This is a genomic window from Mesorhizobium sp. M0019 (genome assembly GCF_040323975.1).
GTDB lineage: Bacteria > Pseudomonadota > Alphaproteobacteria > Rhizobiales > Rhizobiaceae > Mesorhizobium.
The window spans coordinates 1-13,489 of sequence record NZ_JAMYVK010000023.1 but is presented as its reverse complement, the minus strand read 5'-3'; the positions used below and the strand labels follow the sequence as shown (position 1 = coordinate 13,489).

Below are 13,489 nucleotides of genomic sequence, written 5' to 3'. Positions count from 1 at the left end.
TGCACGGTTCGTATCGACCGCTTGTGGCCCGCGATTTGAGGTCGTGGCCGGCGAGATTCAGTAATCTCCGTTCTTTCCAAGATGACATATTTGGGCTATCAGTCAACGTGCTTTGTGCCCATCATGAACAAACCTTCGCTTAGAAATTGGCTGATCGACAGGCCGTCCGCGTCGCCGGAGAGCCTGATCGTCCGATGCTTGCGCGAGCGCGGCGTGCTTTCTGCGTCGCAAATTACCCGCATTACCGGTTTGGCGCGGTCGACGGTTTCAACCGCGCTCAACGGCTTGAGAAAATCTGGGATGGTGATCGAATCCTCGGCCCATCATGACGCGGCGAGGGGTATCGGCAGGCCTGCCACGACATTGACGCTCAATCCCGCTGCGGGCACCTGCGTCGGCATCCATCTGGGCCTCGACGAGATGCGGTGTGTCGTCGCTGACGTCTCGCATTCTTTCGTTGCCGAACAAACTATCCCCATGGGTCTGGACTACCAGCCGCAACAGGCGGCCCAGCTCGCCAAGTCAGTAATTGCCCGATGCTACGAAGAGAACGGTCTGCCGATGGCGGGGCTCCTGGGGGTTGGGGTCTCCGTCTCGGGCCCAGTCAGCCGCGAAGGAGTGGTGCTGCGCGCGAGTATCGTTCCGACCTGGGCCGGGGTCAACATCCGCGATGTGTTCGGGCCGGTCCTTGAACAGCCGATCTTCGCCGACAATGAGAGCAACTGCTCGGCCATTGCCGAGCTGATGTGGGGTGCTGCCGTCGGCCAGGACGATTTCGTGCTGTTCAAGGTCGATCTGGGCGTCGGCGGGGCCATTGTCCAGCACGGTCGGCTGGTGAGCGGCATCGCCGGCGGCGCCGGCGAATTCGGGCACATTAGCATCGATCCCGGCGGCGACCTTTGCCGGTGCGGCAATCGAGGATGCCTGGAGCTCTATGCCAGCTTTGCCGGACCGCTCGAGCAGATTTCGCGCATCGTGCGGCGGCCGGTCACGATGGACGACGTGATCATGATGGCCGAGGAGGGCGACGTGAGGGCGCTGCGGATGATCGAGGACACCGCCGAGTTCGCCGGCCGTGGCCTTGGCCTGATCGGTTCGGTTCTCAATCCGCCGCTCATCATCATCAGCGGCCGCATGGCCTTGGCGGGCGACATTCTCCTGGCGCCACTGATCGCATCATATGAACGCCACACGCTCATCAAGTCCCGCGATGTGGCGCCTGCGCTGCGCACGCGGATAATCGTTGGCAAGCACACGGAGAACGATGCATTGCTCGGCGCGGTCGGCCTCGTGCTGCGCCACAACAGCCGGCTTCAGTGACCCGGCTTGCTTCGGGTGGCGCTCTGATTTTGCGAGCTGCTCGCCGAAGCAGCGGAACTGATGTTTGCGTACGCGACACGCACCGTGCGCTGCCTCGGCTTGATCGCGGTGGCGAGCAGCAGGCCGGCGATGATAAAGGCGGCGCCGGCGAGATCGTAGTCGTGCAAGCTTTCGCCAAGGACCAGATAAGCGAGAACGGCGACGAAGGCGGTCTGGAGATAGAGCAGCATGCTGGCGCGCCCCGCACCAAGCGTCTCGACGCTACGGTTGTAGAGATAGTACATCAGAGCGCCGCCGGGGCCGGCAACATAGGCGAGAGCCAGAAGGCCGTTCGCATGCAGCGCCGAACGATCCCCGGAAAACAATTCCCAGAGATAGAAGGGCAGTGCGGCCAGCGCGCCGGCTCCCAGCAGCAGGACCACCATCGGCAGAAGCTCGATAGCGAATTTGGCGCGACGCAGCAGCACGGTGTAGAGGCCCCAACAAAACGCGCTGCCGACGATCCACAACTCGCCGGGATTGAACTGCAGCTGCATCAGCGCGGCAAGGTCGCCGCGCGCCACGATCACCACCATCCCGGCCAGAGCGACCAGCGCTCCAAGCGCTTTCCAGATACCGAGGGGCTCGCCGAGCACGAAGCGGGCAAGCACCATGGTCATGATCGGCGACAGCGCCATGATGATGCCGGCGGTTGTCGCGTTGGTGTAGTTGAGGCCCGTGTAGATCATGCCCTGACACAAGGTTAGCCCGATAGTGCCGATGACCAGCACCTCGATCACCCGGGATTGGATCAGCACGAGCATCGCCCCGTGATGACGATGGACGATAGGCAGCAGGATCGCGCACGCGAGCGTCAGCCGCCAGAAGCAGAGCGCCCAAGGCGGCATCTCGGGGGCAACCCACTTGGCGGCGATATAGACGCCGGCCGACAGGAGCCAGCAGAGCGTCGCGAGGGAATAGGCGAGCGGAAGTGATGCGCCGGGTGTCGCCTTCGCTACACTTGGATGTGCTATCGGCAGCGATTGGATATCCGTCTCCTCCCACCGCAGACTTTAGCAGATTTGCGGCGTCTTGCTAAGCAGCAACAACAGCTGTTTCACCAGCTGGTGCAATCGGTGGGTCATTGTGGGTCCCGCCGTTCACGGTCTCCTTCCATTCGAACGCATGTTGGCCCATGAGCAACTCGATACCGAAAAGCGCAAGCCGTACCGATTTCGCGCGATACAAATGTGAGATTTATATTGCGCGACAGATATTCGCGCGGTTGCCACAATCTTCTCGCGCCATATTTCTACCGAGCGCAGATCTGTCGCGAATTCCTGGCCCTCGGATTACGAGCGCCGCTGTTTCGAAGCAATTGGAAGAATAAGCCACTGACTTCCGTTTGCACAAAGAGCGCGACACAAATCCATGCGGAGGACGTCCGATGCATGCCGGCTTCCCAGGAAGCGTACTCGTAGCGGTGTTGGGCACCGTCATGGCAAGCTGCGCTGGCATTCCGGCGCAAAAAACCGGGGCAATATCCGGCTATGGCCCCAACCCCACTTTACCGAAACCAAGACCGACGCTGATCCCGACTGTTAACATCGCCGAGGCGAAAGGCTGGCAGAAAGAAGGTATGCCGACCCCGGCGAAGGGGCTGACAGTGAACGCCTTCGCCACCGGCCTCGACCATCCGCGCTGGCTACATGTGCTTCCGAACGGCGATGTGCTGGTTGCTGAAACCAATGCCCCTGCCAAGCATGACGAAGGCTTCAGTCTTAGAAAGGTCTTCATGGACCTAGCTATGAAGCGGGCTGGCGCCGCGACCAAAAGCGCCAACCGCATCACGCTCCTGCGCGACACCGATGGCGACGGCATTGCGGATGTGCGCACGACGTTCGCGGAAGGCCTCAATTCGCCCTTCGGCATGACGCTGTCCAAAGGCAAACTCTTTGTCGCGAATACCGACGCGCTCGTCGCTTTCCCCTACTCCAATGGCCAGACCCGAGTCAGCACGTCGCCGGAAAAGATCATCGACTTGCCGGCCGGGGACCTCAACCATCATTGGACCAAGGACGTGATCGCAACTCCGGATGGACGCAAGCTCTATGTCACCGTTGGTTCCAACAGCAACGTTGGAGAAAACGGCATAGCCGCGGAGAAGAACCGCGCTGCTGTCCTTGAAGTGGATCGGTCTACCCGCCGCACTCGGGTCTTCGCCTCGGGCCTGCGCAACCCGAACGGGCTCTCCTGGAATCCTGAGACTGGCCAGCTTTGGGTCGCCGTGAACGAGCGTGACGAGATCGGCGACGACCTTGTGCCGGATTACATGACCTCGGTTCGTGACGGCGCTTTCTACGGCTGGCCCTACAGCTACTACGGACAGAACGTCGACGAACGTGCCAAGCCGCAGCGCCCCGATCTCGTGGCGGCAGCGATCAAGCCCGATTACGCCCTGGGCTCTCATACCGCCTCGCTGGGACTGACCTTCTCCAAAGGCGCGCGGCTCGGTTCGGCCTACGGCAACGGCGCCTTCGTCGGCCAGCACGGCTCGTGGAATAGAAGCGTGCACAGCGGCTACAAGGTCATCTTCGTGCCGTTCCATGGTGGCAAACCGAGCGGTCCTCCGGAAGATGTGCTCACTGGCTTCATCGGGCGTAATGGCGAGGCGATGGGCCGGCCGGTCGGCGTCGCTATCGATCAGACTGGCGCACTGCTCGTCGCCGACGACGTCGGTAATGTCATCTGGCGGGTCCGCCGAGCGAATGGCCGTTGAGCGCAGGTGGCCTTTCTGATTCCGACCTCACAGCCTTCGGCTACAGCGCCACGCCCGATATGGCTGCATTCGGCTGCGATTTCGATGCAAATGCCAGGTGACGACATCGCGCCTGCCGCATGTCGGTCGCTATGGCGACGTCTATTTTGCGCATGGCTATTCGGGCAAGGGGGTGATCCTGTCGACGCTGTCGGGCAAGCTGCTCGCTGAGGCGATCACCGGTGATGCTTCGCGGCTCGAACTGTTTTCGACCCTAAGCCCGCTGCCGTTCCCCGGCGGCACGGCGCTGCGCGGCCCGCTCTATGTGCTCGGCATGCTTTGGTACGCAATGCGTGACCGCATCAAACATTGAGCGCAGGCATGCGCAATGAGGCCGAGCGCCGCCACCAAGCGATTAACGGCTGATTTCGCGGCGGCGTCCGACTTGATCGATCTTGAATATGGTCCGTAGGCAATGGCCGCGAGTCGGTCCATGCCCTGCTCCCGAAGCCTGAGCGCCGATAGACCTGCCTGCTATTTCCTCAGCTAATAGATCGATATGATTGCAGGATTGACCGTTTCATATCCCAGGCGCGGCTCCGATTTGTCTTTCGAAATCGCGCTGGAGACAGTTCCGGTTGTACTGCTATCCAATTTTGTTTCCCTGTTTTTCTTGATCGTGCTGCCCGACAGGTCGGCGCAGGCCGACGTTACTTCTGTACTGACCACTCTCTTTTTCTCGTGCGCAACGGCGGCGGTGGATACGGCCATCACAATTGCCGCGCAAACAATCGTCAATCTCATTGATTCCCCCTTAGAGCACCGCAAACGTGTGGTCGGCTGCTTTGAGACGCCGGCGAAGGCGGTATTCGCGCCTGGCCGGCCCATGCAGCTTCCGACTGCACAAGATTGTAACTACATTAGCTGCAGCGCAAGTAACCATTTCGGACTAGGGAACGGGTTCCCCTTCGATCGAAAGCGCTGGGCTGCCGGCGAAAAAGCAGGCGTTTTAGCCGTTCTCGCCGCCGAGCGCCTTCCAGTTTTGGGACAGAGGTTGGCTGATGCCCTTAAACTCACGGCTACGCATTGGTTGGATCTATGCAGCGACAAGGCCAACCTTGGCAAAGCCTCTACATAGTCACCTTCGGGCAGCACCAGTCTTGGAATTCACGCCCTCAAGCAAGGCGAGCAGGCCTTTCAGAATTTCGATTGGCGGCGGCGGACAACCTGGAATGTGCAGATCGACAGGCAAGGCCTCGGACACTCCGCGCACCACCGCATAGCTGCCGGCGAAACAGCCGCCATTGCCTGCGCAATCTCCCAGTGCGACCACCCATTTTGGGTTGGGTGTTGCGTCGTAGGTCAGCTTCAATGCCTCGCGCATGTTTTTTGTGACCGGCCCGGTGACGAGCAGTACATCGGCATGGCGCGGTGATGCGACGAACCGGATCCCAAAACGCTCGATGTCATAGAAGGCGTTGTTCAGCGCGTGCATCTCAAGTTCGCAGCCGTTGCAGGAACCGGCATCGACCGCCCGGATCGACAGGCTTCGCCCCAATCGTTTGTGAGCAGCCCCATCGAGCGCGCGTGCGAGTTCGTCGACTGCCGTGCTGCTTGCCAACGGCGGACGCTCGGTGAGAGGGGGGCGTATCAGGCTTTCAAAAAGAAGCTTGCGCATGACAGCGTGCCTTCAGAGATCATGGCCCGAATAAGAGCAGTTGAACGATTTGTTGCACAGCGGAAAGTCGGCAACGATGTTTCCTTCGATCGCCGCTTCAAGGAGCGGCCATTGAAACCATGACGGATCACGGAGGTGACAGCGCTCGACCAAGCCGCCCTTGCCAATGCGCAGCCAGGCCAGAATGTCGCCGCGGAAACCTTCGACGAGCGCCATGCCTTCATGCGATCGGTTTGTCTGCGCGAAATCGACGCGGATCGGCCCGTCTGGCAGCTGTCGCAGGACTTGTTCGATTAGGGACAGGCTCTGTTCGACCTCGTGGATACGAATCCATACACGGGCGTTCACATCGCCTTCCTGGAGGAGAGGTACATCGAAGGCGAGTTCGCCATAGGGTGGATAAGCGAGATTGCGTCGGGCATCGAAGTCCCGACCGGAGGCCCGGCCAACGTAGCCTCCGGCGCGATATTGACGAGCGAGTTCCACCTTCAGCCGGCCAGTCGCGACAGTCCGATCCTGCAGCGACGCAGTGTTGTCGTAGAGCTCGACCAGCGCGGGAAACCGCTGCCTGATCTCTGCGATCAGGGACCTGAGCGCTGTCGTGCCCTCATCGCTCAGGAAGCTTGCCACGCCTCCGGGCACGATGCAGTCGCGCATCAAACGATGACCGAAGGCAGCATCGCTTGCCCGCAATACGCGCTCACGCAGCACCCCACAGTGGGCATGCATGAGCGCGAAGGCGGCATCATTGCAGATAGCGCCGATGTCGCCCAGATGATTGGCCAGGCGCTCCAACTCGGCCATGAGCGCTCGCAGCCAGACCGCGCGTGGGGGAACCTGGACACCCAGCGCCGCCTCGACGGCGCGGGCAAAAGCGAGGGAGTATGCCACGGTACTGTCGCCAGAGGTTCTGCCCGCCAATTTGGCCGCACGGTCGATGTCGGACCCCGCCATCAGGCCTTCTATACCTTTGTGCGCGTATCCGAGGCGCTGCTCCAGCCGGACGACCGTTTCACCGCTCGCCGTGAACCGGAAATGGCCCGGCTCGATGATGCCGGCATGCACGGGCCCGACCGGGATCTGATGCAGGCTCTCCCCCTCTGCAGGCAGGAAACTGTACGGGAAGGCAGTCGCAGCAGACGTCCGAACGCGGGTACTCAACGGATAGCTGACACCCCAGTGGCCATGATCAAGCCACTGTCGTGTATCAGGCGCACCTTGTGGTAGGAGCCCGAACAGGTCAGCGGCCGCACGTTCCAGGCGCAATGCGGGCGGATGCAGCCGGCCGACCGATGGGTAGCGGCCACTGGGGCATTCCAGGCTGGCGACGCCAATGTCCCCGGCGCTTTCATCGAGAAGTGCCATGTGGACGGCGCCTGGCTCACCCCATAGGCCGAGCAAGCTCCAGTGGCCCTCGGCCAGTTGCTCGACGGCAAAGCCCCATTTTTTCGGAGTCACCACGGCGCGCGACCACGGGAAATGATTTTCGACACGTTGGCCAGCAAGGATGAGGTCGATCAGCCCGGGCATGCTCTTTCTCTCCTCTGCTCACCCCAGGATACTTGCGACGTGCTGGAACCATGTGACCAGCGGTGGCGGCAGATAGATGCCGGCGGCAAACACCAACGCCAAGTGGGAATACATCGGAATGTAGGACGCCTCGGCGGGTGCAGTGCTGCCGCGCGGTTCGCCGAAAGCGACGCCGGTCAGTCGAAGCAGCAGGGCGCCGAAAGCGAGCAGAATCCCGAAAACCAACGGCATCGCCAAAAGAGGGTGTCTTGCAAATGTCGAACTCACGACCAGGAATTCGCTCATGAAGATACCGAGCGGAGGGAGGCCGGCAATGGCAACGACGCCGATGACGAGCGCCCAGCCAAGGGCAGGATGTGTTTCCGTCAGTCCCCGGATTTCGGCGATGTTCTGTGTCCCCTTGACCTGGGCAATGTGGCCGACCGTGAAAAAGATCGCCGACTTGGTCAGGCTGTGCATGACCATGTGCAGCAGCCCGGCAAAATTGGCGAGCGGGCCTCCTATGCCGAAGGCGAACACGATGATGCCCATGTGCTCGATCGAGGAGTACGCGAACAGGCGTTTGATGTCGCGGCGGCGGTAGAGCATGAAGGCCGCGAAGACAAGCGACGTCAGTCCCATCGTGATCATCAATGGCCCAGGTGCGATCGCTTCCGGGCTTGCCGCGAGCAATAGCTTGAAGCGCAGCACGGCATAGAGTGCGACGTTTAACAGCAAGCCCGACAGCACTGCGGAAATCGGCGTTGGACCCTCAGCATGCGCGTCTGGCAGCCAGGCATGTAAGGGCGCAAGGCCGACCTTTGTCCCGTAGCCGAGCAGCAGAAAGATGAAGGCGACATTGAGCAGAGCCGGATCGAAGCGCGCGGCGTGAGCGATGAGCACCGTCCAGACCATCGCATTCGTCCCCTCGCCAACAACCGGCTGTGCAGCCATGTAGACGAGGATGGTGCCGAACAGTGCGAGCGCGATGCCGACGCTGCCCAGAATGAAATATTTCCAGGCTGCCTCCAGCGCTTCGTGCGTGCGGTAGATGCCGACCATGAGCACGGTGGTCAGCGTGGCAAGCTCCACCGCCACCCACATCAAGCCAATATTGTTCGACACGAACGCCAGGTTCATGCCGAACATCATGACCTGGTACATTGCGTGATAAAACCGCAAGTTCGGGACTGTTAGCCGCCCGCTCTCCAGTTCGTGGGCAATGTAGGAAGCGCTGAAGACGCTGGTGGTGAAGCCGACGAATGTGTTGAGCACGATGAAGACGATATTGAGATCGTCGACGAGCAGATACTGCCCAGGCTGCGGGCGGTCGGTGACAAGAAGCGACAGGGCGGCGAGCAAGGTCAGCAAGCTCGCAGCGACATTGACGCCCGCCGATATCCGGTATTTCGGCAGCGCCGCCAGAAGTGCGGCCGCGAAGACCGGTATCAGCAAAATGGCGGCCACCGCATCGAGGGAAAACGCGGTCAACGGTGTTCTCCCCTGTAGTCGTCGAGCGCGCCGACATCCACCGAGTCGAACCTCTCGCGGATGCGGAACAGGAAGACTCCGATGACGATGAAGGCGATAAGGATCGAGAAGGCGACACTGATCTCGACGACCAGAGGCATGCCCTTGGCCCCCGTGGCGGCGAGGACCAGACCGTTCTCGAGCGACATGAATCCGACAACTTGGCTGACGGCGTTGCGGCGGGTGACCATCACCAGCAGCCCCAGCAAAATGATGGACAGCGCGAAAGCCAGGTCCTCGCGGGCGAGGGGATCAGCCTCGGGAGTGACGCGCAGCATCAGGACCATGGACAGGGTCACCAGGCCTATCCCCGCAAGCATCGTCGTACCGATGCCGACGGCGGTCTCGACGTCACGATGGATGCCGAGCCGCTGAATGATGCGATGAAGCCCGACAGGAATGACGATCGCCTTGAAGACGAGGGCGATCGCCGCCGTGACGTAGAGATGATGCGCGTCCTGAATGTATGCCTGCCAAGCTACGGACAGGGCCAGCACGATTGCATGAAGCGCAAAAACGTTGATCAGAGCAAAGAGGCGATCCTGATACAGCATCATGAAACTGACCAGCACTAGGCCGCCGGCGAGCAGGTGAGCGATGTCGAAGGTGAGGCCGTTCATCAGAGGCTCCGCGAGACGAACAGCAGGAGCGTGCCAAGCAGGGCCAGCATCAGCGCTGCCCCGAGGAAATCCGGGACGCGGAAGACGCGCATCTTGGCGATGGCAGTCTCAAACACGGCGAGGAGAACGCCACATACGGCAAGCTTGCCAAAATAGGCGACGACACCCGGAGCAAGGGATTCCAGTCCTGCCCCGGCGCTCGCCAGGCCCCAAGGTAGGAAGACGCAGGAAATCAGCGACACATAGAGCAGAAGCTTGAGGAAGGCGGCAAACTCGATCATCGCCAGATGGCGACCGGAATATTCCAGCACCATCGCCTCATGAACCATGGTGAGTTCCAGATGGGTCGATGGGTTGTCCACGGGTATGCGGGCGTTTTCGGCGATCGCCACCATCACGAGGGCGATGAGCGACATCCCGAGCGACACCCGCAAGCCAACCTCCGGTGACCCCATGAAGGCGGCGACCGTTGAGAGTTGCGTAGCACCCGCGACGAGCGCCAGGCTGAACACGATGAGCAGCATGGCGGGTTCGGCCAGCGAAGCGATCATCACCTCGCGGCTCGAGCCGATGCCGCCGAAGCTCGTGCCGACGTCCATGCCTGCCAGCGCCAGGAAGAACCGGGCGCTTCCCAGCAGTGCGACAATGGCTATGAGATCGGCGGTCCAACTGAATGTAAGGCCGGCGGCGAATGTCGGGATGAGCGCCGCGCCGACCCAGGTGGTGGCAAAGATCAGATAGGGCGTCACGCGAAACAGCCAGGATGCGTTGTCCGCCAGAACGACTTCCTTGCGCATCAGCCGCAAGAGATCGCGGTAAGGTTGGATCAGGGAAGGACCCTGGCGGCGCAAGAGCCGTGCCTTCACCTTGCGCACGAATCCGGTCAGGAGCGGCGCCAGCAAAAGCACCAGCGCCATCTGCGCGCCTTGAACGGCCAACTCGAGAATCACGGCCATAGTGCGAGCACCAGGAGCAGGACAATGAGAAAGAGAAAGACGAGGGTCAGGTAGCGCCTGATCGTCAGGAACTGCAGATGGTTGAGGTGGTCGGTCGCAAAGTCGAGGGCCCGGCCGATAGGCAGGTACAGCGTCTCCCAGATCACATCATGCATTTCGACATTCAGACGAGCCGGACCGGTCTCGCCAGGTGCCGGCATTTCGACGGTTTCCCTTGCACGGAATACGAACGTGCCGAAGACGCGGCGGATAGGCTGCGCGAAGCTGACGGCCGTGTACTGCGAGCTCGGGACCACATCCGGGAAGCCACAACCCCAGGCGGGACCCCGACGGAGTGCATGTGATGCAAAGCGATGGATCACATATGCCGCAGCGGATGCGGAAAAGGCGATGAACAGGAACACCAACAGGCCGTTGTAGGAACTGCGGCTCGCTGCAATCGGCACGATAGACAGCCAGGGCTGGGCCATCTGCACAGGCATCCGACTGCCGATCAGTGGCAGTGTCACCGATGAGAGGCCGTCTATCACAAGACCGGGCAGAATGCCGGCCAGGAGACAAAGGGCAGCGAGAATGAACAATGCCGCCAGCGAGTAGCGGTCGACCTCATGCGCCAGTTCCACCGCGGCCGAGCGTGGCCGGCCGAGGAATGTAATCCCGAACGCCTTTACAAAGCAGGCCGCGGCCAGTGCCGCTGACAGCGCCAGCAGACCGCCAACGGCGGGCACCATGACCTTCAGTCCCCATTGTGGCAGATCGGGGCTCTGCAATATGGCCTGAAAGGCCAGCCATTCGGAGACGAAGCCGTTGAAGGGTGGAAGTGCCGAGATCGCGACGCAACCGACGAGAAAGGCAAAACTTGTAAAGGGCATGCGGTGGATGAGACCGCCCAGCTTCTCCATATCCCGCTCTCCGGTTGCCGTCAGAACGGCGCCCGCGCCGAAAAACAGCAGGCTCTTGAAAAAGGAATGGTTGAGGACGTGGAACAGCGCGGCGGTGAGGGCCAGCGCTGCAGCCGATGGCATGGCGTTCGCCTTGAAAGCGAGCGCGAGACCAAGGCTTACGAAGATGACGCCGATGTTTTCAATGGTGCTATAGGCAAGCAGTCGCTTCAGGTCCTTTTCCATCAGCGCGTAGAGGATGCCGAGAACCGCCGTCAGGCCGCCAAGGAAAAGCACGGCAACGCCCGACCACCATGCCGGCTCACCGAGCAGATCGAAAATAACGCGTATGAAGCCATAGACTGCGACCTTGGTCATCACGCCGCTCATGAGAGCCGAGACGTGGCTTGGCGCGGCCGGATGAGCGAGTGGCAGCCAAACGTGAAGCGGGACGAGTCCAGCCTTGGAGCCGGCGCCCAGCAGCATGAGAACCAGGACGAAAGCAGCGGCGAACGGGGTCGGGTCGGCGGCTCGCATCGCGTCGAATGTGTAGGTTCCATCGGATCCGGCGAGCAGGCCGAACGCAAGCAGCAGCGCGAGTGTGCCGAAGCTCGCCATCACGAGATAGATGTAGCCCGCCCGCGCATTGTCCTGCTCGCGATGGTGCGCCATGACGAGCGCCCAGGAGGCGAGCGACATGAATTCCCAAGAAAGCAGGAAAGTGAAGGCGTCGTCGGCCACCACGACAAGGTTCATTCCGGCTAGGAAAGCCGGGAAGAACGGCAGCACCCGATGCGGCGCAGACTCATGCCTGCCGTAGCCGAGGCCATAAAGGCTGGCCATGGAGCCGCCGAAGTTGACGACGATGAGGAAGAAAGTCGAGAGCGCATCCAAACGGAAATGAGCGCCAATCCATGGCAATCCAAGAGGCAACACCACAGTCGACGGGGTGACGGGATTGTCGGCGATGCGGCTCGCGAGAACCATGAGCACGGCCGCCGATATACCTAGCGTCAAGCCGTAGATCAGGCGTGTTCCCGAGTCGGATCTGCGGCTTTCCGCAATCGCAAGCACCGCAGTCCCCAGGAGCGCAGCGACGCCCCACAGGAGGACCGCGGCCCCCGAAATCACGCCACGCTCCTCACGGGGAGTTTGGCATCCGTATCGACCCCGCCAAGGATTTTGGCGGGGTCAAAATCCGCTTTCAGTCGCACGCCGCGCCCGCCGATTTGGCTGGAGGCGCCTTCAGCGATCAATTCCACGCCGGCGAGGTCAAGTGCCCCGATCAGCTTCATGAGAGAATCGACGTTACCCCGAATAATCGACTCGCTGGCTTCCATGCGTTGAATTGTCGGCACGGAAAGACCGGACAATTCGGCAAGCCTGCGCTGGTCGATGCCAAGGAGCGCCCTCGCGGCACGCAACTGTGGAGCAGTTATCACGGTCGCATCCCCCTTTTTGATCAGCTTTGAGATATTATCTCTACGTCTTGCAGCATATATTAAAATGCGGCGCATTCAATTAGTGATGCGTGGCGCATCTGTCTTGAGGCTGTAGAAAACCGGGCGATAGGCCCTGCGCCTCGAACCAAAGCCATGCGGCCGTTCCCGTCACTGCCAGTCTTGTCGCCAGCCGTCTCGGATTGCGCGTGATGGCGCCGGCGATGGGCCTTATCTCGGCCGGCCACTCGATTGGAGCCGCCGCGGGCTACAGGCCTTTTCAGGATCCGACCGGCACCTGGACCGTCAATGATGCTCGTACCGGGCGGCCCGCCGAGATGGGCAGCCGAACCATCGTTGGAATGAACCAGCACGATCCCGAGGAACTCGCCGATCTCCTCAACGGGCTGAATGCACAAAGGCAATCTGGTTCTGCGGACGGAATTTCTGAAGAAAGCGTAGGAGAGCCACCGCTGCGATGGGATGTTGTCTCGAGGCTTGTACGGGAGTGCAATCTAGAGCACCGAAACGTCATGGCCCTCGCAGCTATCGGATCGCCCTGTCTTGAGAGAAGCGCCCTGCTGCAAAACCGGGTGTCAAAATTGCAAAAATCGCGCGACCCGCTACATGAGACGACTGGCACCGTACATCTCTATGTATCTGATTTTTCTTGGAATTTGGTAGCGGGAGAGGGATACCGCCAATACAGTGCTGCCACTGAATTCGTTTGCTAACCGCCTTGATGCACGGCGATGAGGTTTTGGCGGCCTGAAGCGGCGATGTGGCCGCTGTTGGGCGCTTTTCCGCGAACCTCGTCAG

Annotated in this window: 11 protein-coding genes and 2 pseudogenes; 5 read left to right on the top strand and 8 right to left on the bottom strand. The window is 61.1% G+C overall.

Going from position 1 to position 13,489, the window contains the following annotated elements:
- The first annotated feature begins 81 nt into the window (after positions 1-81).
- The gene (locus NKK47_RS17765) at positions 82-1,320 is read left to right on the top strand and encodes an ROK family transcriptional regulator (RefSeq protein ID WP_352577737.1); all 1,239 of its coding nucleotides are present in this window, start codon (positions 82-84) and stop codon (positions 1,318-1,320) included.
- Between the two features lie 86 nt (positions 1,321-1,406).
- Here NKK47_RS17765 and NKK47_RS17760 read toward each other — a convergent pair.
- A pseudogene (locus NKK47_RS17760) lies at positions 1,407-2,348 on the bottom strand (DMT family transporter); the annotation flags it as partial.
- Between the two features lie 398 nt (positions 2,349-2,746).
- On the opposite strand from NKK47_RS17760, the gene NKK47_RS17755 reads away from it, so the two are divergent.
- The 3 genes and pseudogenes from NKK47_RS17755 to NKK47_RS17745 all read left to right on the top strand — a co-directional run bounded on the left by NKK47_RS17755 (position 2,747) and on the right by NKK47_RS17745 (position 5,195).
- Positions 2,747-4,078: a PQQ-dependent sugar dehydrogenase gene (locus tag NKK47_RS17755; protein WP_352568060.1), complete on the top strand. Its 1,332-nt coding sequence runs from the start codon at positions 2,747-2,749 to the stop codon at positions 4,076-4,078.
- Positions 4,079-4,175: 97 nt separating this feature from the next.
- Positions 4,176-4,430 (top strand): annotated as a pseudogene (locus NKK47_RS17750) (FAD-dependent oxidoreductase); the annotation flags it as partial.
- A gap of 198 nt (positions 4,431-4,628) precedes the next feature.
- Complete coding sequence (locus NKK47_RS17745) at positions 4,629-5,195, top strand: hypothetical protein (RefSeq protein WP_352577736.1); 567 nt, start codon at positions 4,629-4,631, stop codon at positions 5,193-5,195.
- On the opposite strand, the gene NKK47_RS17740 is transcribed toward NKK47_RS17745, so the two are convergent.
- Genes NKK47_RS17740 through NKK47_RS17710 form a run of 7 tightly spaced genes read right to left on the bottom strand, consistent with a single transcriptional unit; the run spans position 5,196 to position 12,673 of the window.
- Positions 5,196-5,735, bottom strand: a complete 540-nt coding sequence (locus tag NKK47_RS17740; protein WP_023675516.1) for an NADH-quinone oxidoreductase subunit B family protein — start codon at positions 5,733-5,735, stop codon at positions 5,196-5,198. It abuts the gene before it with no gap.
- Between the two features lie 12 nt (positions 5,736-5,747).
- The gene (locus tag NKK47_RS17735) at positions 5,748-7,265 is read right to left on the bottom strand and encodes a hydrogenase large subunit (RefSeq protein WP_023675517.1); all 1,518 of its coding nucleotides are present in this window, start codon (positions 7,263-7,265) and stop codon (positions 5,748-5,750) included.
- 18 nt (positions 7,266-7,283) lie between these two features.
- On the bottom strand, positions 7,284-8,735 hold the full coding sequence (locus NKK47_RS17730; RefSeq protein WP_023675518.1) for a hydrogenase 4 subunit F: 1,452 nt from the start codon (positions 8,733-8,735) through the stop codon (positions 7,284-7,286).
- The gene (locus tag NKK47_RS17725; protein ID WP_023675519.1) at positions 8,732-9,394 is read right to left on the bottom strand and encodes a hydrogenase-4 component E; all 663 of its coding nucleotides are present in this window, start codon (positions 9,392-9,394) and stop codon (positions 8,732-8,734) included. Before NKK47_RS17725 ends, NKK47_RS17730 begins: the two co-directional genes overlap by 4 nt.
- Complete coding sequence (locus tag NKK47_RS17720) at positions 9,394-10,350, bottom strand: respiratory chain complex I subunit 1 family protein (RefSeq protein WP_352568057.1); 957 nt, start codon at positions 10,348-10,350, stop codon at positions 9,394-9,396. Before NKK47_RS17720 ends, NKK47_RS17725 begins: the two co-directional genes overlap by 1 nt.
- Positions 10,341-12,362 carry a hydrogenase 4 subunit B gene (hyfB, locus tag NKK47_RS17715; RefSeq protein ID WP_502896717.1) on the bottom strand — a complete coding sequence of 674 codons (2,022 nt, stop codon included), beginning with the start codon at positions 12,360-12,362 and terminating at the stop codon, positions 10,341-10,343. The genes NKK47_RS17720 and hyfB overlap by 10 nt, the downstream gene beginning before the upstream one ends.
- Positions 12,359-12,673: a helix-turn-helix domain-containing protein gene (locus tag NKK47_RS17710; protein WP_023675522.1), complete on the bottom strand. Its 315-nt coding sequence runs from the start codon at positions 12,671-12,673 to the stop codon at positions 12,359-12,361. The genes hyfB and NKK47_RS17710 overlap by 4 nt, the downstream gene beginning before the upstream one ends.
- Positions 12,674-12,882: 209 nt before the next feature.
- Here NKK47_RS17710 and NKK47_RS17705 point away from each other — a divergent pair, with 209 nt between their 5' ends.
- Positions 12,883-13,404, top strand: a complete 522-nt coding sequence (locus tag NKK47_RS17705; RefSeq protein WP_352577735.1) for a hypothetical protein — start codon at positions 12,883-12,885, stop codon at positions 13,402-13,404.
- Positions 13,405-13,489 lie beyond the last annotated feature (85 nt).